This window comes from Rhodocytophaga aerolata (assembly GCF_030503435.1).
In the GTDB taxonomy this organism is placed as follows: domain Bacteria; phylum Bacteroidota; class Bacteroidia; order Cytophagales; family 172606-1; genus Rhodocytophaga; species Rhodocytophaga aerolata.
This window is the reverse complement of the sequence record NZ_JAUKPO010000003.1, coordinates 51,405-72,092: the sequence shown is the minus strand read 5'-3', so window position 1 is coordinate 72,092 and position 20,688 is coordinate 51,405. Positions and strand designations below refer to the sequence as shown.

Here is a 20,688-nt window from a genome sequence, read left to right as displayed (position 1 = left end):
GCCTTTACTGAATTGGCATATGCGAACTTCCAACACATGCCTCTATTCTAAAAATCATCAAGGTGAATCTTAAAATAATCAAATATTATTCCTAAAAAGTAATTTTAATTGAAATTTAATTCTAATATTAGTTATTTATATAATATATAATTTTGAAATAATAAAATAAACCTATATTATTACTCGTAAAATTGAAAAAAGTATAGATCAGGTAGCATTCCCTACCAACGGATTAAGGCTCATATAGGATTTTTTACATATACAAAAGTTGGGTAGGTGTTACTCACCCACCAAGTAATAAACCATGAAGTGAGAGGGTTCTGCTTATACATATATGAATACATAGGATAGTACATAGGTTTTAGTAAATTGATTACCCAATACCATCCCCTACACCTATGATAAAAATACTAATAAATGTGTTTCTGGCAGCACTCGTAACGATAGCAAATGCCCAGACCAACAAAAAAAAGAGTACTACAGCCGGGTTAGCCAACGAACCGGCTGGCATCCGTACTTTTACGGCAGGCATGACGCCATATCCGGGCTATTTTACTTTTTACTGGGACTATAAAAAAGGAAAAATATGGCTGGAGATAGATAAGTTTGATACAGAATTTTTGTATTATGCCTCTCTCCCTGCCGGTATTGGGTCTAATGATATAGGTTTAGACAGAGGCCGGATGGGGCCAAGCCATGTGGTAAAATTTCAGCGGACCGGCCCTAAAGTTTTACTCGTTGAACCCAATTATGACTACAGAGCCCTAAGCACTGATGCAGCAGAACGGGAAGCTGTTGAACAATCATTTGCTCAATCGGTACACTGGGGATTTGAGGTGGCTGCCGAAGAAGGGGGCAAAGTATTAGTAGATGCCAGTCCGTTTCTTTTGCAGGATGCTGTACAAGCGGCGCTTGCCATTAGTCAGACCAAACAGGGAAACTATAAATTAGATCCTGCCAGATCAGCCTTTTATCTGCCCCGAACTAAAAATTTTCCACAGAATACAGAGTTTGAAGTTACGCTTACACTAACCGGCGACACACCGGGAAATTATCTGCGGGACGTAGTACCTTCAGCTAATGCTGTAACGATGCGCCAGCACCACTCTTTTGTACAGCTTCCGGATAACAAGTATACTCCCCGGGAGTTTGATCCGCGGTCGGGTTTGGGGTACATTCAATACATGGATTTTGCTACACCAGTCAGTGAGCCTATTGTAAAACGGTTTATCCGCCGGCACCGCCTGCAAAAGAAAGATCCTCAGGCAGCTGTCAGTGAAGCAGTAGAGCCCATTATTTATTATATGGACCCAGGAGCACCGGAGCCTATCCGCTCTGCCCTGATGGAAGGTGCCAGCTGGTGGAACCAGGCATTTGAGGCCGCTGGTTACAAAAATGCGTTTCAAGTTAAGTTGCTTCCATCCGATGCCGATCCTATGGATATCCGCTACAATTATATTCAATGGGTACACCGCTCTACCCGTGGCTGGTCGTATGGTGGCGGCATAACCGACCCCAGAACCGGGGAAATCATTAAAGGCAAAGTCACTCTGGGTTCTTTACGTATCCGGCAAGATTTTCTGATAGCCCAAGGGTTGGTAGGTTCTTATGAAGAAGGCAAAGAAGTTTCTAAAGAAATGATGGAAATGGCTCTGGCCCGTATCCGGCAACTGGCTGCACACGAAGTAGGCCATACCTTAGGCTTGCCGCATAATTATGCTTCCAATTACAATAACCGGGCATCAGTTATGGATTATCCGCATCCGGTGGTAAACATTAAGAATGGCCAGCTGGATTTAGCAGATGCTTATACCAAAGAAATAGGGGATTGGGATAAACTTGCCATTACGTATGCCTACCGTACTTTCCCGGATGCTAGCAGCGAAAAGCAAGGCTTGCAAGCCATTATTAAAGAGGGAATTTCCAAAGATATGCTTTTTCTCACCGACCAGGATGGAAGGCCGGAAGGGAGTGCACACCCCATTACACACTTATGGGACAATGGAAAAAATGCCGTGGAAGAGCTAAAACATGTAATGGACGTACGAAGTATTGCCCTGAAGAATTTTTCAGAAAAGAAGATTCCTGTTGGAGCTCCTATGGCGACCTTGGAAGAAGTTTTGGTTCCTATGTATATGTTTCACCGCTACCAGGTAGAGGCAGCTTCCAAAACGTTGGGAGGTATATTCTACACCTATGCGGCCCGCGGCGACGGGCAACGGATATGCGATCCGTTGCCAGCGAAAGAACAACTAGCTGCTTTAACTGCCTTGTTAGCCACACTGAAACCGGAAGCTCTGGCACTACCGCCCAGTATTATTAGGCTCATTCCGCCCAGGCCATTTGGGTATGACGAAAATCCCAGGGAAACGTTTAAAGACCGTACTGGCCTTACCTTTGATCCGCTGGGTCCACCGGAGGCAGCCGCCAACATGACATTAAATTTTATGTTGCAGCACGAACGGGCTGCCCGCCTGAATACTAACCAGGCGTTAGATGCTGATATGCCCGGATTTACAACTGTTGTAGACCGCCTGATGGCAGAGACCTGGAAAGCAGCACCCGAGAAAGGATACAAAGGTGAAATTAAGCGGTTAACCGAGAAACTTACGCTACAACACCTGACCAAATTGGCAAGTAATAAACAGGCGGCTTCTCAGGTAAGAGCCATTGCCTCTTTAAAGGTAAATGAATTAAAAGCCTGGCTGGAGTCCAGAATAACTGGTGAAAAAGATACAGCACAGAAAGCACATTACTTTTTCGCCTTAGCTCAGATACGCGAGTTTGAAAATAACCCAACAGACTTAAATCAGACTATGCCTTTACCGGTACCGGATGGTGCGCCTATTGGTATGCCTGCTTACAATTATTTTGAAATGGGCTGTGAGGAAACCTGTAGATGACAATTAAGGAGTATGGATGAGGAAATAAATTTGCTACGTGTTAAAAATACTGGTGTTAAAAGGTTTGTACCTGCTTTGCACCGGAAGTAAAAGAGCTGTATAAAAGCTCTACCTCAGTGTATTGGGTAATTTTTATCAAAAAAGCTGTACTATTATTAGTACAGCTTTTTTCTTAGGTAATAGCATTAAACAAACTTAGAGCTAATGTAAATTCACCCGGTGAAAGATAACCTTATAGAGTTTTAGTTGAAATGAAGAAATTTTACCCACGCATATTTTGCATTAACTCTTGGAGTACTGTTACTACTTTCTCGGTTTGCTCGCGGCTTGGTGTAGTATCCCAGTTGCCTACAATTCCATTTCCACCCAGATAAATGCCATCTTTGCGGGCAATTACAGAAGCTCCCTGGGTATTGAGCTTATAGGTAACTTCCGGCTGCGGAATCAGGCAAGATAACTGGCCGGAAACAGGCGTCAACTCTTCATCATTAAAAAGAAACTTAGCTCCAAGCCCGGTACAATTCACCACGCATTTTTCTTCCAGGGCATCAATGTCTTCTAACGTTTTAAATTCCCGTATTTTTACTTTTCCGCCAAATAGCATAAAATCATTTAATTGCTTGTGTAAGTAGGAGGGGATGTTAAACATCATCCCGGACATACGGGCAACATAGCTGGCTTTAAAGGGATGTTCCTTGCGTGAGAGCAGTACCCTTTCCGGGAGTAAGCCTTTAATCTCCAGTTGCCCGTGCATTTCATTTGCCGCAGGCATATCATTACGGACTACGTACTCATCTACCCAGCTAACAATGTCATTAAAGCCTAGCAGATTCTGGAAGGTACGGAAAGAAAACAAACATGCTTTTTCCCAATCCGCTTTTAGCTGAGGTGTAATTTTTTCCGGATCGCACAGCCGGTAAGCCGGAGACCAGGTACCAGTTGCCAGAAATGACGTAACATGCGGCGGAAGTTCCTTTGCATAAATAGTTACTTCATGGCCTCTTTCCTGAAGTAAGCGGGCTGTAGCGATACCTACCGTTCCACAGCCCAGCACAGCAAATCTTTTTTCTCCTGTGGCTTCAGCTTTTTCCCTGGCTATATTGCCTGTACCCCAGGATAACGACCAGCCGCTGCCGCCATGTCCATAATTGTGTACAATCGTTTTGCGTCCCAGCATTTCACAATCGAGCCGAGGGCCGGAAGCGCGGAAAGGGCGCAAACCTACCGTTTCTTTCACTATGCGGTCCATAGAAATGCGCAGCTTCGGAATTTTATGAATGCCACTGGAAATATGAAAGTGCCGGTCCATATAGGCTTTGTTGCCGGAAGAGGAAATACAGGAGGTAAGGCCTGTGGCAATGGCTGCCGTACTTAAACCAGTTGTTTGCAAAAAGGTACGCCTGTTCATAAATAAAATACGTTAAATTGTTGGTATAGAAGAGTTAGGTTGTATTTAAATTAATAAGTACACTGCTTTCTTATAACATACAACAAAATGTTCTGGCCAGATCACATCTCTGTAATTGCCTGGCTGCTTACCTCATAAGCTTAAAAACCTGCTCATTATGTTTATCTTTTAGATAGCCTTGTTACCTCACCTATTACAAATTGTAATAACTAACTATTAAATAGTATTTAATTTTGAATTATCAGTAAAGTTTAAATTATATTATAAATTATATTATAATAATAAAAATATACTTTGGAATTGTAATAATAAATTGAAATAAAATATGGATAATATAATCTGTCTTGCTATTAATATCTCTACGGAAGACCAACCTGGAAGGGAAATAATTCGTAAAAGTTTTTGCAATAATGTTGCAAGTATAGTAGATTTGTATCAGTGATTAGTAAGCATACCACTATGAAAAAAGCACAGGCACACAACGGAAAGAGCAGATGGGATAAAGCAGGGTTTATTCTTTCCCTGGTTTGTGCTATTCATTGTGCTTCTATGCCTTTATTAATAGCTATTGTTCCGTTAATAGGCATTGATTTTTTACACAATCCTGTTTTAGAGCTAACCTTAATCGGAACGGCCGTAGTAATTGCCGGAAGTATTCTGGTAAGAGATTACAGGCAAGTACACAGAAATTTTACACCCCTATTTCTGTTATTACTAGGAGTTGTTGCTAAGCTATGTGGCATTTTTGTTTTCGGACACCAGTATGAGCCTGTAATTATTACTTCCGGAGCCGCCTTTATTTTATTAGCATACATTGCCAACTGGCGCCTTAGAGCCACTCACCGTCCCTCTTGCAAGTGCTGATTTTTTCGAAGCATTTACTGCAGATAATAGTTTGCATACGTTTTTTCCGTTCTTAACGGGGAGGAAACGGTTGCAGAAAGGTGTTTCCGGCGCTAGTTAAAAAACTTGTGGAGTATTTCCTTTGTGTATTATCAAGCACTATTTACTGATTCTAGCCGTAAGAAAATACTCGTCGCTCCAAAGGCGGTTAAATAGTTGATAAGCTGTTAAAAGTTTGGTTATAGTATTTTACAAGTAAAAAACCTGTCATTTTCTTTTTTACGAGAGGTATAAAAAAATGACAGCTAAGTTCTTATGCCGATGATTCATAAGAGCTTAGCTGGTTACTTACTCTGGGAATAGCTTTATGTTTTGCTTCTTATAGAACGTGTGTTTATTCCTTTAGCTATTTTCTGCACTTTAGTAGTCTTCTGTTTTCCTGGTAGAAAGTAAATTATGAAGAACGGTAAGCCATTTCGTACTGAGATTTTACATGGGGCCCCATAAAAACCCTGGCATACATCCGGATAATAGCTAAGCCATCTAGAATAAAACTTAAGGCTACAAAAAATGCCAGCAAGAACTGGTCTTCATGAATATGGCTGAAAAGTAAATCTTCTCCGATAAAGGTAGGTGTAATAGGAAATCCTGATAAACCCAGGCAGGCAAGCAGAAAAACCACAGCTAATGCCGGATGTTTATAAGCATGTCCATGAAAGTGGTTAAGCGTAATACTCTTTTCGCGCAGTTTCAATCGCAACAAGCAAATATATCCTACAGCCCAGGCTACCAATACGCCAGTCAGATACAACAATGTCTGGTTGAATTTAAAATGTTCGTTGAAAGAAACGGCTAGTGCAATCCACAAATGGTTCATTAAAACCAGTAACCAGGCCATTTGTACGTTTTTTCTTTCCGTAAACGACTTTAGTACCATTACCAGACCAATGAGTGCCAGTACAAGCGGAACATATTGATATACATTGGTAGCTAGCGTTCCGCGGGTATAGATATACAAAAAGAATAACCCGATCAGGTATGCTGGCGTGAAGACAATCAATATTTTATTTACACTGACTATTTTCATTTGCTTGCCCAGCCATTTCAGCGGATTCCACAAGTATTGATACATAAGCGAATCTAGATTCCATTCTTTCAGGCATAACATGTATAGGGAATATTCAAGCCTTTTAGGTAAGGAATCTTCCAGGCTATGCTGGCGGGGTACATAGGTATATACCTGTTCACGGATTAAGTAACTTACTACTGAAGGAGATACCAACAATTGATACGTACGCAGGAAAGCATTCCCGGCAAAATGAAATAACGCTAAATTCTTAAACCCGGCAGCTACCTCTATAAAAATTAACCCGATCTGGGCAATGGAAGCATACGCAATCTGGCTTTTTACCGAAGACTGTACCCGGGCAATGCCGGTAGCCACAATACTTGTACACAAGCCCAGTAAGCCAATTAATATACGGACCGACACCTGATGCTCCCAGAATGGAAAGGTCCGCAGCAAAATGAATACGCCTAAATGCACAGAAAGAGAGCCATAAAAAATAGCACTGGAGGGTGTTGGCCCTTCCATCGCTCTGGGCAGCCAGGAAGAAAAAGGTAACTGAGCAGACTTAGCGGCGGCGGAAACCAGAATCATCAGGGATATAACTACCCCGATCAACGTATGGTTTTGCAACTGGTGATGTACAAGTTCGTAATTATTCAGCTTGATAAAGGTGATGTTTTCGTGCCATAAATGATGGCTCAGCCACATAGCCAGAATAATGCCCACATCGCCAATGCGGTAAATAGAAAACACTTTTACTGCATTTTTTACGGGCAAATACCTGTTGCGGTAAAAGGCAATAAGCAGAAATGAAGAAATACCCAAGATTTCCCAGCCAACAAATAATGTCTCCAGGTTACCTGAGAAGATGGCTATATTATAGCCCAGGTAAAAAAACAAGATGGTATTAAAAAACCGTTTATAGCCTTTTTCCCGGTGAAGATACGCCCGGCTGTATACGGTTACCATAAACGTAAGGAAAGCCCCGACAAACAAGTAAACAGCGGTAATTTTGTCGAAAGCAAAATCAATAAAAAACTCATACCCAGGCGTGCTAAACAACACAAACTCTTTCAGATTCAACACCGGATGGCCATTAACCAGCCAGGCAGCCAGAAATAAAATGGCTCCGGCAAAATGTAAGCCTACCGTACTAAAAGAAATGAAAGAAATTAAACTCTCTTTTTTGCGTGGAAGAACCAGACTGATAAAAAAACCAAGCAGGGGAACGGCTATAAAAAATTGAATAAGGGAAGTCATGAAAGCAATGTTAAGAGAGTAAGTACACCGGAAGATTTTCTGCCTGGGATTCCAGCAGCGGGTTTAGGTCCGAAATAGTTTCCAGATGCTGATTATTAGGCTGATATACCTGAAAGTTGCCGTTTTTAAAGCGGTATAGTTCTTTAGTTACCGGGTGAACGGATACCAGGTGTACCCATTCGTTAATAAACCATTCATATGTTTGTGCAGACTGCTTAATGGTAGTAAGCACTATCTCTGGAAAATGCTCTACGATAAAAAGTATCCGTACCGGATCATGTACTTCTATCATCTGGCTGGGTAAGCCAGGGCGTAAATCTCCGTCTATGCCATTGGCTACTCCAAAAAGGCCCATTACGTTATGTGGGAGTTTGGTGCCAGCGCCCAATTTCTGATTATCTACCCTAGAGAAAAAGTATTCCAGGTTAATGCCCCCACAAACCGGTGCGGCGGCTTTTAATATATTAAACAGGTATTTTCCTTCCGGATCTATCTGATAATCATACGAATTGAGGAAAGAACGGCGGTCCAGAAACAAGCCTTGCGAAATATCCCTTCTACCGACAATACAGAGTGCATTCGTAGCATGGTTAAGTTCTGGCCTGGGTTCAAATAAAGACACCGATCTTTTCCGGATTTTATGATGGATGGCCTGCAAACTTAACTTTGTATCAATAGAGTCAAACCGGCGGGATCTTTCTTTGGCATTATAATCCAATGCCTGAGAAAAAATCTGCTCATGCTGTTTGTGCTTTTCCAGGTTACCGGCGGTAAGTGAATCTTCATCATAAAAAACCACTTCATCACTGGTAGTGTCGTGCAAGCCGCCCACAAATTGAGTAGTAGCCGGAATATCCAGACCTCTGGAACGCAGCAACTCCCGTACCTTTGGATGGTTAGCCATAAAGCAGATTACCCTGGCATTTACGGACCCTGGCCTGCCGGAGCAAGCGCCACAATCATACGCTGAGTAATGCGGATTATTTACACTGCTGGAACCATGACCAACTACGTATACAATAGGGGCAAAATCTTTTACCAGTCCTATGCTTTTTAGAAGCCCTTCTACCCGGGTGGCCATTTCCTCCAGCGTAAAACCTACTTGTAATTCATTTTCCTGATGCTCTGGATTGGTATGTTCAATGGTCAGTTTTGAAAATTTATCCATGTGCTTGAAGGAAGAAGCCGCTGCCGGACTTGTAGATGGCCGGAAAACAGTTAAAAACAGCTTAAAAGCCGACCAGAAACCAAGAGTTTGTGTAATTAGCCATCCTCTGAATAAAGAATGGGTATGCTTGGTAAAATGCACATCTTGCTGCCGCTTTGTATTATTCCCAACTTCTTTAATTAAATATTTGGGCGTAACCGGGGCAGGACACAATTTAGTATACGCTTTGCCATGCTCTGGTTTATAGAAAAATTCTACACCAAAGAAACCTGGCGTACCAAAGGTTTCACAACTTGCGTCTAATTTCTCCAGATAGCGGCGCAGCGAACATTCCCGGTCGTCTATACAGAACATGGCCTGGAACGTTTTCTTTGTCGTATTTTTTACAGCTGGCTTTTGTTGGGTGATACCCGCCAGTACACTATCGTAATAACTCCACTCAAACGCCTCTTGCCAGATGCTCAGTACTTCATCTTTTTCGGTTGGCTTTACTGGCCCGAAAAGATCCGGTATTTTGCCGGGTAAGCGGCTGGCTAAAGGCTGCCAGTTGTCGCCCAGCTGGTAATCCAGGGCATCTATTTCTAACAGGAGTTCAAACACAATCAGGTCGTGCAGTGAAATTTTTCGCTGGTCCAGCAAGGTATGCGGCTGGTCTTCTACCGTAGAAACCATACCAGACCATCCCTGATGTGCAAACTGCTGATCGAAGATATAATGTTTGTACAGGGTTTCATCGCCTACCAACAGATGCAACAAGTAGCTAACCTGGCACTTCCCATTGAGTAGCAGTTCTTTTGCCCGTTTTGTCCGGAAGAAACTAGTAAAGCTTGTTCGTTCCATTTCCCGGATAGAAGCTAAAAATCCTTTGTGCCATACCGGAAAGTTCCACATAGCAATTCCCTGATCCAGGTAGCTACACAAAATCCGGAACAGCACCGGGTGAACCAAAGAATCCAGATCTGTTTTATATAACCTCTTCCAGTTAGAACGGAGCCTTCCGATTCTGGGTGATTGCGAAGGCTTGTAGGTGCCAGAGAGCAGTTTATGCTTCCACTCTTTAGCCAAGGCGGCCCCTTTTCTACGGACAAGCACTGTATTTAAAACCGTGGGATCAATGCGACCTGCTGCAAAAAGTGACCGGTATTCTTCCAGGGATAGGGATACATTGTACCCTAGTATCTCCGATGCCTGGCGTATAGCCATCTCAAATGGCAAATGTTGAAAGGCATGGAGGGTGTTATGGTGAATAAAATCTTTTAAGGGGGCCTGCGCAGGCAGGTAATGTTTCAATTCGTGAATTACTTCGTTTTCACTAAAAAAAGCAGGCGTGTTGTGAGGTTTATTCACCGCTTGCTCATCTAAAAAATAGAGTTGCGTTTTCATACATCAGTCAGTAGACAGTTAATTGGGAGGTGCATGTGTACAACATTCCTAAACTGCCCATCAAAAATGCTTCCACACAATTAAACTTAGATTAAACCCAGATTAAAAAGCCATTAAAAAGAATAGAGCAGGTTTTAATTGGTTTTTAATACTGGTTTAATACCCTTTTAATTCCCTTCACTCAATTTTGGCTATCCAAATTATTGACTCAATACCATTTCAATTGAATAGTATGAAAAACAATACAATGCAAATTCCTGCTGACGGACTAGATGGGCTTAAACAAAACTGGAAAGATGATATGCTTTCCGGCTTCCTCGTGTTTCTGATAGCTTTACCTCTTTGCTTAGGCATAGCTCTGGCAAGCGGTTTCCCTCCCATAGGAGGTATTTTTACAGCCATCATCGGGGGACTTATTGTAGGACCTATTTGCGGCTCCAGGTTAACCATTAAAGGACCGGCAGCAGGCTTAATAGCCATTGCAGTAGGTTCAGTAGAAGCCTTAGGCAAAGGAGATGCGATGGCAGGCTATAAACTTACACTGGCGGTAATTGTAGTAGCCAGCCTTATTCAGATTGTATTTGGTTTAATTAAAGCCGGTAAACTCAACGACTTTTTTCCAGCGTCCGCAGTACATGGGATGCTGGCTGCTATTGGTATTATTATTATTTCTAAACAGATACATACGCTGTTTGGTGTGAAGCCTGAAGCTAAAGAGCCTCTAGAATTGCTGGCAGAGATTCCGCATACTATTGCCTCTATGAATCCGGAAATAGCTATTATAGGTCTGGTAAGTTTAGCTATACTTATTACCTTGCCTCTGGTAAAGAATAAGTATATTAAGATGATACCTGCCCCAATGCTGGTTATTTTAATAGCTATTCCCCTCGGGCACCTTTTTGATCTGGAGCATGAACATAAATACCTGTTTTTAGACGGACACGAATATACGCTGGGTCCAAAGTTCCTGGTAACATTACCGGCTAACATTGCTGATGGTATTACTTTTCCGGATTTCTCCCAGATTTTTACATTTGAATCGTTTAAATACATTCTTATGTTTGCCTTGGTCGGCAGTATTGAATCGTTGCTTACCGTTAAAGCTATTGATGGGCTAGATCCATTTAAGAGAAAGTCTAACTACAATAAAGACCTGGTAGCTGTGGGAATAGGCAATACCGTAGCCGGCCTGATTGGTGGCCTTCCAATGATCTCTGAGGTGGTTCGTTCGTCAGCAAACGTAAATAATGGAGCCAAAACCCGGTGGGCGAATTTTTTTCATGGCGGTTTCCTGCTTGTATTTGTTGCCTTTGCTCCATTCCTGATCCACCAGATTCCCTTGGCTGCTTTAGCGGCTATGCTTGTATTCACAGGGTATAGGCTTGCTTCTCCTAAACATTTTACTTCTACGTTTAAAATCGGACGAGAGCAACTAGTCATATTCGTAGTAACCATAGTTGTTACGTTAGCCACCGACTTATTAGTGGGTATTGCTGCAGGGATTATTACTAAGTTTATTATCCATATTATTTCCGGTGCTCCGCTTAAGTATTTATTTAAGGCCACTGTACAAATAAAGGATCTTGGAAAAGACTCTATAGAACTGATTGTAGAGAACGCAGCTATATTTTCTAATTATTTAGGCTTTAAAAAACACCTGGACAGCCTTCCCCAGGGAAAACACATTGTGCTTAATTTTGCAGGCACCCGCATGATTGACCATACCTTTATGGAAAACCTGCATCACTTCGAGCATGATTACCAGCTGACAGGCGGCAAAGTAGAGATCCGGGGTATGGAAAAACACAAACCTGTATCGGCTCATCCGATGGCCGCCAGAAGAGTGTCCAAAGCGCAATCTACTGGTGTGATATTAACTGAAAGGCAAAAACAAATTGAAAACACGGCCTTACATACACAAGCGGCTTTTGAATCTACGTTAAATTTATCGGTGGCCATTTTCCGGCAGTTTCCACTTTTCGCAGGGGCAAAACTCCGCTACCGCGAGAATACTTTAACGAAAGTAATAGAGGGTGTAAAAATAGAAATTACCGATGTAAAAGGTTCCAGACTTCTACAACTAAGCGAAACTGATATTCATGCTACTGTAATCTTGATTTCAAAATTACCAGTGCCGCTCCCAGATTTTGTTCTTGAAAAAGAAGACATTATTGATTCTCTGAAAGGATTAAGCGGATATAATGATATTGATTTTATGGACTACCCTAGATTCTCTGCTCATTACCTGCTAAAAGGAAAAGATACTGCCCGGGTACGGTCATTGTTTACTAGTCAACTGATCGGCCTGCTAGAGTCTAATCTGCATTATTATGTAGAAAGCAAAGATAACACCCTGCTCGTGCACAGAAACCAGAAGCTGGCAGATGGTAAAACATACAAAGACATGCTCACTTTCAGTGAACAGTTGGTCGAAAGCTTATTAAAATTATCTCCTCAAAATTAACCCCATCAAAGGCAGTTGTGACAAAGCAACTGCCTTCTTTTTATCCATCTACTTATAAGCTATTAACTGGTCTGGGTATTCTCAGGAAATTTTCTTGGGATGAAGAAAGGCTGTGTTCAATTTTTGAAATGCAGGCAGCCTATGCCACCAGTCATGCTAATGGTAGTACTACACACAAATCCATGAAAAATACTCTATTCATCATCTGGCTGTTACAAAGTATATGGATACTACCTACCAAAGCCCAGGTACAGGCCGATAGTAGTTCCGTACGAACGCCCAAACCAGTGCCGGACAAAACTGAACTAAAGTATAATTTAAATGAAAGCGGCTCTCATTATTTTAAGGTTACGTTTCTAAACCAGACCTGGCTGCGGTTTGATCAGAGTAATCCGGGCACTACGGTTCTGGGAGAACCTGCTGCTCATACGTTCGATGTTGGGTTGCGCCGCACCAGAATTCAGTTGTACGGTCAACTTACCGATAGGGCATTTATTTACTTCCAGTTTGGGCAGAATAACTTTAATTTCTTATCGCAGAATGCAGGCAACCGCAAAATGCAGGTTTTCTTCCACGATGCCTTAACAGAGTATGCGGTAGTTAAAGGAAAAAACTATTTAAAACTGGGTGGCGGACTAACCATCGCCAATGGACTTTCCAGGTTTAGTCAGCCAAGTATTGGTACGATTCTTACGATGGATGTGCCGGTTTTTGCCCAGGCTACCGTAGACCAGACCGATGAGTTCTCCAGAAAACTCAGTGTGTATGCCCGGGGGCAAATAGGAAAAATTGACTACCGCCTAGTCGTAAGCGATCCATTCCCTATTACTACCAATGGACAAACAGCTCCGGCTCTTTCTACCAACTCTACTTTCTCCCAGAAAAGCCATCATAAACAATATCAGGGCTTTTTTACCTACCAACTATGGGATAAAGAGCCGCATACAACGCCTTACATGACTGGCACTTACCTGGGCAGCAAACGGGTATTGAATCTGGAAGGAGGCTTTATAACCCAGGCAAAAGCCATGTGGCATAGCTCCGAAACGCAAGATACTGTATATACTAACCTGAATTTATGGTCGGTAGCTGCCTTTCTGGATATGCCCGTGAATAAAAACAAGGGTACTGCAATTTCCGCCTATGCCGGTTACTTTACTTACGATTTTGGGCAAGGCTATCTGCGGTATAATGGCATTATGAACCCGGCCAATGGCACCACTTCACCTTTGTCAGGGATTAGCAATACCTATGGCAATGCTTTTCCTATGTTTGGAACCGGTAATGTTTTGTATAGCCAGGTAGGGTACTTATTGCCAAAAAATTTACTTGGCGAAGGCAATGGCACCTTGCTTCCGTATGCCTCCCTGATGTATGCAAATTACAAACGCTTAGCCGACCCAATGGCTGTATATAACCTGGGCATTAACTGGCTCCTGAAAGGCCATACCAGCAAATTAACCCTGGATTACCAGAACCGTCCGGTTTATGAAGCGGCTCCGGCAGGTAATATTATACAAACAACCCGCAGAGGATGCGTGGTGCTGCAATATCAGCTCTTTATTTAACGCTAACTCAGAAAGCACAAATTCTTTAACTCAGGTATGTTCAAAATTCGCTTGATCTGGAGGATTGCGCGGGTGAATCTGCTTCCTTTTTAATCTGTTTTTAATTTTAATTTAATGTCCTTTTAACTAGCTCTAAAGATTTTTGTATCTCAGCTTAGCTTGTCTTTGGGGATATTTCTTATTTATCTATTTTTTTATGATTACTTATTTCCGTTTTTTGCTGCTTCCCTTGAGTGAAAAAAACCAATACCTCCAGCAGAATGGTACATTTCTGTTAGACTATTCCGGTGATAAAGGGATAGTAAAACTCTACGCAGTAGGCGATTTTTTTGTAGAACTGTATTCCAATTACTCCTCCGATTGCATTAGCGAAGTAGTAGCTTTTAAAAACATACAGCGCTTGCAACAGCATGCCGATCATATTGATTTAGCCTTACTCTCTGCCTGATAATACGGCAAACCAAACCGGCGGCAGCTGGCTTCTTATTCACAGCTAGCAAAACAGGCCCCTGTATTACATTACGTAAGATTGTTCCCGGTGATCTGGCAGCGTTCTCCTTCCAGCTTATAGAGTTCTTCTTCAATATGCAAACTGGTTTTGGCATTGTTCAGCTCTTGCTTGTAGGTATTTTTTAGTTCTTTGCGTTTAATAGATTCCAGAAACCGGCGGACATCTTCCCGGCTTTCCAGAAGCAGGCAGGGAACTTCGGCCAGGCTTCCGTCCTCGTGCTTGGCTACCATGGTGAAATACGAGGTGTTGGTATGTTTTATTTCTCCGGTGGTTACATTTTCTGCCGTAACCCGGATGCCTACCACTAAAGAAGTTCTGCCTACATAATTTACAGAAGCCTGCAACGATACCAGGTCGCCTACTTCTACTGGCAAGCGGAAGTCTACCGTATCTACAGAAACCGTTACACAATACCGGCCTGCATGCTTGGATGCACAAGCGTATGCTACTTTATCCATCAGCGAAAGCAAAATACCTCCATGGATTTTGCCACCAAAGTTGGCATACGAAGGAATCATTAGTTCTGTGAGTGTAGTTACCGACGTACTTACAGGTTTACAGGGTTTTTGCTGCATAGCTTTTAAAATAATATAGCTTAATTAATTCGAGGAGTTATTGGCCTCCGGTGTTTTTAACGTATGTTCCTTTACTGGTTGCCCACAGGTCGGGCATACAGTGGATTTACTTTTTTTCTTGCTGATTTCCTCCGAAAACCCCGAAGCCAGAATACCAGTGGGTATAGCAAACAAACCAACTCCCAGCACAGCTATTATGGAACCCAGAAAGCGGCCCAATGGAGTTATCGGATACACGTCGCCATAGCCAACCGTAGTTAAGGTAGCAATACTCCACCACATAGTGGCCGGAATACTGGAAAAAGCATCTGGCTGGGCATCGTGTTCTACGTAGTAAATAATGCATGAGGAAATAATTAACAGGAAACACACAAACACCAGGCTAACCAGTAATTCTTCTTTTTTATGACGGATTACATGCCGGATAGCATCAATGGCTTTAATATATTTGGCAACACGGAAAACTCTGAAAAGCCTGAAAATACGCAGTAACCGCACAAACCGCAGATCGAACCCTAAAAATGGCAGATAAAAAGGCAGGAAAGCCATCAGATCGATAATGGCTAGCGGGCTTAGCATAAATTTCAGCCGGCCAAGTACCGGGTGCCGGTACCGGGGAACCTCTACAATTGTCCAGACACGCAGCAGATACTCAATAGTGAAGAATATGACCGAAAACCAGTTGAATAGATCAATAAAAAGCCGGTATTGTTTGTAAATATCTTCTACGGTTTCTATAATAGTTACCAGCACATTCAGTAGAATAACAGTTATCAGAAATACATCAAACTGCCAGCTAAGGCTACCCTTCTTGTCGGATATTTTTAGTATTTCATATAGTTGCCTTCTTATACCCATAATAACCTAGTTCTCCTGCAAGTCGAATATATATGCTCCTAAAGGGTCTAGCGTCAGCCGTATACCAGAATCTCCCATCTCGCTGGCGTTGCTAGATATTGTTTGCTTATTTTGCAGCAGTTCTGTGAGTCGATAGGCCTTTTCCGGAGATATATTCATAGCCGCCAATGCATTAGCCGGTATACGCAGATTGATTTCTTTGGAATTTTCTGCATCAAAGTTTACTACTATCAATACCCGTTGATTTTCAGTAAAGCGTAAATACGCATAAACCTTAGCTGCATCATACTGGCTATTTTGCAGATTTGCTCCTTGTAGATCATACAATCTCCCCTTGCGGATGGCTTCGTGGTTTGTACAGATGTTGAGCAGATTACTGTAAAATGCCCGCAATTTTTTTTGTTCATTGCTCAGCAAGGCCCCATCAAACTTGCCGCCATTTATCCATTTCTGATGTTCGGGTACCCCCCAATAATCAAATATAGTGGTTCTGCCATCTTCCCCGCCGAAACCTTCGGTGCCTTTGCCTGGTTCACCTACCTCCTGTCCGAAATATACCATTACCGGGCCAGAGTTAAGTGTAGCACTCACAACCATTGCCGGCATCCCTTTGCGTGCATCGCCGGCAAAACCTTCTGAAGCAATACGTTGCTCATCGTGGTTTTCAAGGAAACGGAGCATATACTTATTAATGCCTTGGAGTTGCTTCCAGTTTGCCGGCAGTTCATTAGCCCCGGCCCGGTTTTGCATAACTGCTTTCAGCGAGTCGTATAACCCTACTTTATCGTACAGGTACGAGAATTTGCCCTGTTCCAGATAATTCCGGTATTGAGATGGATTATATATTTCAGCAATAAAGATAATGTCTTTGTTTACCTCTTTTACTTTTGGAATTACCCAGTTCCAGAATTCTACCGGTACCATTTCAGCCATATCGCAGCGGAAGCCATCTACCCCTTTTCGTGCCCAGAATTGTAGTATTTCCCGCATTTTTTCCCAGGTATCGGGTATGGGTTCAAAATGTGGCGTGCGGTTATTTTGTATATCCACCCCATAGTTGAGTTTTACAGTCTCGAACCACTCATTAATTCCCGGTGCATGGGTGAACTGGTCGTTGCCGGTAACCTTGGCAGGTGTTTCATCAAATTTGCCATCTTTGGTTGGATGGGGCAAATCACCCAAAGGTTTGTAATCATGTGGCACAACAAATGAAGTTCCGGGCAAATAATAAAAGTTATTACTGGCAACAAACGACTTGGACGTATCATCGGTCTCACCCAAATCTCTCACCCCTGATGGTTTGGCATCCGAGCGGTAAGAACGGGCTACATGGTTAGGCACAAAATCTATAATTACTTTCAGGCCTGTAGCGTGAGTACGTTGCACAAGTTCTTCAAACTCTTTCATCCGGTTAGGTACATCGTTTGCCAAGTCGGGATTTATATCGTAATAATCTTTAATAGCATACGGAGAGCCTGCCCGTCCTTTAATCACATCTGCATCATCTAAGGCTATGTTATATTTTGTATAGTCTGTCATGGTGGCATGCTCTATTACGCCGGTATACCACACATGCGTAACACCCATTTTCTTCAATTCCTCTAAAGCTTTGGGAGAAATATCCTGGAACCTGCCTACTCCATTTTCCGCTAAAGTTCCATATACTTTATTGGTAGTATTGGTATTGCCAAAAAGGCGGGTGAATAGTTGATAAACAATCAGCTTATGATCTTCTACATTTTCTTGCAGTAAATTTTCGTCCGCATTATCGATTTGCATGGTGCGTTCAGTTTGAGTGGTTGTCTGACAGGAGCTTAGGCATAGATAGAAAACTATACCTATGCATAGAAAAACTTTGTTCATTCTGTAGAGTATGATCAATTGGTAACAAATATACCGTATTAGCCGCTTGTCTGATACATGCAAAAATATATTTTTACGCATCGCCGGAAGGCTACCCGGGCAACCTATACATTTTGTATTTTATTTGAGTAGACCTAGCAACTTAGTAAACATTTGGTGGGTCTTTGGATAAAGAAAGCACCTGATGCATGTACTTTACCTATATTGCTTTACTTTTGTAGCTGGTATTTCATTTTCAGCCACATAAGTACTTACTGTTCTATACTTGCTGGTTGTATATTTTCGTTTGAAATATGAAACCAGCAGACAGGCTAATCAGTTATAAATTTATAATGCGCATATTGCTATATGTTTAAACGTCCGGTAACTACATATTTTATTCTTCTCCTGCTTGCTATGGCCGCCCTTACGGTCGGCTGCGAACTTATAACAGGGCCTGATTTTGGTGTTGTTCCCAAAATTGAACCCAGGCCAAGCAAAGTGTTTTACAATATAATAGATTCCAGGTTAGGTAACCGGGTAGATTCCGTAATAGTGGTATTACATTTTGAAGATGGGGACGGAGACCTGGGATTAACCTCAGAAGACAGGCAGAGCAATCCTAAGTTTCAGCAGAACAATGCAGATGGCACACCTAACCGCTATTATTATAATTACTTTGCCAGAGTATTCCGGAAGGTAAAAGGCGAGTTTGTAGATGCCAATGCAGGAGTTCCCTTTTCTGGTGCCTTTCCTCCCCTAAAGCCGGATGGCAAACCTGGCCCTATTGAAGGTGAGCTGGAGTATAGCTTATTGTTTCCATTATCCAGTTCCCTGCCCAACGATACATTAAGGTTTGAGATTCAAATTGTGGACAAAGAGCTTCATGAGAGCAATATCATCCTAACTGATCCCATTGTGGTTAACCCGCGGTAGGTGAAGCCATTTTTTCCGCAATGTGCATTTTTAATCACCTATCTTCGCTTTATATTATTTGCACCCGGTATTTCTGCCTGTAGAAAATGCTAGGTATCCATCAAAATAAAATTTAGAATTAACTCTTTATGGATGTAATTTATGAAAAGCAGTACCACCAGTTAGAGGAAGATAATTGGTGGTTCGTAGCTAGAAGGGATATAGTATACCATCTCTTTAGAGAGCTTAAACTTGGTAAGGATAAAACTATATTAGAGATAGGTTGCTCTGGCGGTCCTTTAATGAAAGAACTGATTGCAAATGGGTATAGTCAAGTATATGGAATGGATATAAGTGAAAAAGGTATAAGTTTGGCTAAGTCCAGAGGACTAAATAATGTATTTGTAATGGATGGTACGAATCCTGATTTTGCTCCTCAATCTTTTGATGTAATTATTGCATCTGATGTATTAGAACATATAAAGGATACAAAAACTGCTCTTAAAAATTGGTACACCCTATTAAAGCCGGGAGGGCAGGTTATTGTATTTGTACCAGCTTTTAATTTTTTATGGAGTCAACATGATGTTATCAATCATCACTTCCAACGCTATACTGAAAAAAAATTAATTGATGACCTTAAAGCTGCCGGATTTGTGATTCGCCGATCCAGTTACTGGAATATTGCACTTTTTGTACCAACCTATTTATTTAGACTTTTTCAGAAAATTTTTGGATCTGTAGATGGTAAAACAACTGAAGGAAAAGGTCAACTAGTAAAAATGCCTCACCTCTTAAATCAGCTGTTAGTACAGTATATTAAGTTAGAAAATAAGTATTTAACATACTATAAATCTCCTTTTGGTGTAAGCGTTTTTGCCATTGCTTATCGAGGAAAATAAAGAGTTAGCTATATTCTATATTCGACTCATTAACAATATATAAAGGTCTGTTACGGATATTTATATTCATCCGGCTTATATACTCTCCAATTATACCCAAGCAAATAAGTTGAATACCCCCTAAGAATAGAACGCTTATCATGATAGAAGCCCACCCTGGGGCATAATTTTTCAGAATAAATCTGCCATACAATGAATAAAGTATTAATAGAAAAGATATACCAGAAACTATAAAACCCGCTAAGGAAGCTATCTTTAATGGTATATTTGAAAACGCTGTAATTCCATCCAAAGCAAACCGGATCATTTTGCGATATGTATACCCTGTCTTACCGCCATATCTGGGATCTCGGTCATACTCCACAAATGTTTGTTTAAAGCCTATCCAGGAAATTTGCCCACGCAAAAATTTGCTCTGCTCAGGCATATTTTTGAGCACTTGTATTATCTTTTTATCAATTATTCTAAAGTCTCCTGTATCCAAAGGGATTGGAACAGACGTTACTTTGGTGAGTAGGCGGTAAAATAATTTAGCAGTAATCTTTTTTAAGATGCCTTCCCCTTTCCTGTTTCTTCGTCTGGCATATACTACATTCCAGCCTTCCATTATTTTTTCGTACATGTTTGGTATTAGCTCGGGAGGATCTTGCAGGTCAGCATCAATGATAGTTACTGTTTTACCCTTAGCAGTGTTCAATCCAGCTGTTACAGCAATTTGATGCCCGAAATTCCGGCTAAAATCTAAATATTTTACTTGTGTGTCATGCATTGCCAAAGACTTAATAATTTTCAAAGACTGGTCTGTGCTTCCATCATTAACAAATAATAATTCATATGTTAACTGCATTTTTTTAAGAATAATAGTAAGCCTATCATATAAGGTATTAATATTTGCCTCTTCATTATAAATAGGCAATACAACTGTCATATCTATCGAAACCATGTCCTTTGTCTCCATTTGAAAATTTCATGCAAGTTAATAATTAGCCTCTTAATATATGAATATGAAACATAAATTG

The 20,688-nt window shown here is 41.5% G+C and carries 14 protein-coding genes; 7 read left to right on the top strand and 7 right to left on the bottom strand.

The window, feature by feature from the left end:
• Positions 1-530: 530 nt before the first annotated feature.
• Positions 531-2,903, top strand: a complete 2,373-nt coding sequence (locus Q0590_RS07195; protein ID WP_302037139.1) for a zinc-dependent metalloprotease — start codon at positions 531-533, stop codon at positions 2,901-2,903.
• Positions 2,904-3,165: 262 nt separating this feature from the next.
• Here the strand turns inward: Q0590_RS07195 and Q0590_RS07190 are convergent, their stop codons facing one another.
• Complete coding sequence (locus tag Q0590_RS07190) at positions 3,166-4,311, bottom strand: FAD-dependent oxidoreductase (RefSeq protein WP_302036833.1); 1,146 nt, start codon at positions 4,309-4,311, stop codon at positions 3,166-3,168.
• 459 nt (positions 4,312-4,770) lie between these two features.
• On the opposite strand from Q0590_RS07190, the gene Q0590_RS07185 reads away from it, so the two are divergent.
• A complete protein-coding gene (locus Q0590_RS07185) occupies positions 4,771-5,175 on the top strand; it encodes a MerC domain-containing protein (RefSeq protein ID WP_302036832.1) in 405 nt (134 codons plus the stop codon).
• 433 nt (positions 5,176-5,608) lie between these two features.
• On the opposite strand, the gene Q0590_RS07180 is transcribed toward Q0590_RS07185, so the two are convergent.
• Positions 5,609-7,483: a proton-conducting transporter transmembrane domain-containing protein gene (locus Q0590_RS07180; RefSeq protein ID WP_302036831.1), complete on the bottom strand. Its 1,875-nt coding sequence runs from the start codon at positions 7,481-7,483 to the stop codon at positions 5,609-5,611.
• 10 nt (positions 7,484-7,493) lie between these two features.
• Positions 7,494-10,034 (bottom strand): YbcC family protein, encoded by a 2,541-nt coding sequence (locus Q0590_RS07175; RefSeq protein ID WP_302036830.1) that lies wholly within the window; start codon positions 10,032-10,034, stop codon positions 7,494-7,496.
• Positions 10,035-10,266: 232 nt separating this feature from the next.
• Here Q0590_RS07175 and Q0590_RS07170 point away from each other — a divergent pair, with 232 nt between their 5' ends.
• From Q0590_RS07170 to Q0590_RS07160, 3 genes are all read left to right on the top strand, one after another.
• Positions 10,267-12,498, top strand: coding sequence for a SulP family inorganic anion transporter (locus Q0590_RS07170; RefSeq protein ID WP_366970339.1), 2,232 nt, complete (start codon positions 10,267-10,269; stop codon positions 12,496-12,498).
• 17 nt (positions 12,499-12,515) lie between these two features.
• On the top strand, positions 12,516-14,066 hold the full coding sequence (locus tag Q0590_RS07165; protein ID WP_366970338.1) for a hypothetical protein: 1,551 nt from the start codon (positions 12,516-12,518) through the stop codon (positions 14,064-14,066).
• A gap of 196 nt (positions 14,067-14,262) precedes the next feature.
• Positions 14,263-14,514: a hypothetical protein gene (locus Q0590_RS07160; RefSeq protein ID WP_302036829.1), complete on the top strand. Its 252-nt coding sequence runs from the start codon at positions 14,263-14,265 to the stop codon at positions 14,512-14,514.
• A gap of 71 nt (positions 14,515-14,585) precedes the next feature.
• Here Q0590_RS07160 and Q0590_RS07155 read toward each other — a convergent pair whose 3' ends face one another.
• Genes Q0590_RS07155 through Q0590_RS07145 form a run of 3 tightly spaced genes read right to left on the bottom strand, consistent with a single transcriptional unit; the run spans position 14,586 to position 17,789 of the window.
• Positions 14,586-15,152, bottom strand: a complete 567-nt coding sequence (locus Q0590_RS07155) for an acyl-CoA thioesterase (protein WP_302036828.1) — start codon at positions 15,150-15,152, stop codon at positions 14,586-14,588.
• Positions 15,153-15,176: 24 nt separating this feature from the next.
• On the bottom strand, positions 15,177-16,010 hold the full coding sequence (locus tag Q0590_RS07150; RefSeq protein ID WP_302036827.1) for an ion transporter: 834 nt from the start codon (positions 16,008-16,010) through the stop codon (positions 15,177-15,179).
• Positions 16,011-16,016: 6 nt separating this feature from the next.
• A complete protein-coding gene (locus Q0590_RS07145; protein ID WP_302036826.1) occupies positions 16,017-17,789 on the bottom strand; it encodes an alpha-amylase family glycosyl hydrolase in 1,773 nt (590 codons plus the stop codon).
• 432 nt (positions 17,790-18,221) lie between these two features.
• On the opposite strand from Q0590_RS07145, the gene Q0590_RS07140 reads away from it, so the two are divergent.
• Entirely contained in the window at positions 18,222-18,788 is a 567-nt protein-coding gene (locus Q0590_RS07140) for a hypothetical protein (protein WP_302036825.1), read from the top strand.
• A 128-nt stretch (positions 18,789-18,916) separates the two neighbouring features.
• A complete protein-coding gene (locus Q0590_RS07135) occupies positions 18,917-19,669 on the top strand; it encodes a class I SAM-dependent methyltransferase (RefSeq protein ID WP_302036824.1) in 753 nt (250 codons plus the stop codon).
• Between the two features lie 4 nt (positions 19,670-19,673).
• Here the strand turns inward: Q0590_RS07135 and Q0590_RS07130 are convergent, their stop codons facing one another.
• Positions 19,674-20,627: a glycosyltransferase family 2 protein gene (locus Q0590_RS07130; RefSeq protein WP_302036823.1), complete on the bottom strand. Its 954-nt coding sequence runs from the start codon at positions 20,625-20,627 to the stop codon at positions 19,674-19,676.
• Positions 20,628-20,688: the final 61 nt, after the last annotated feature.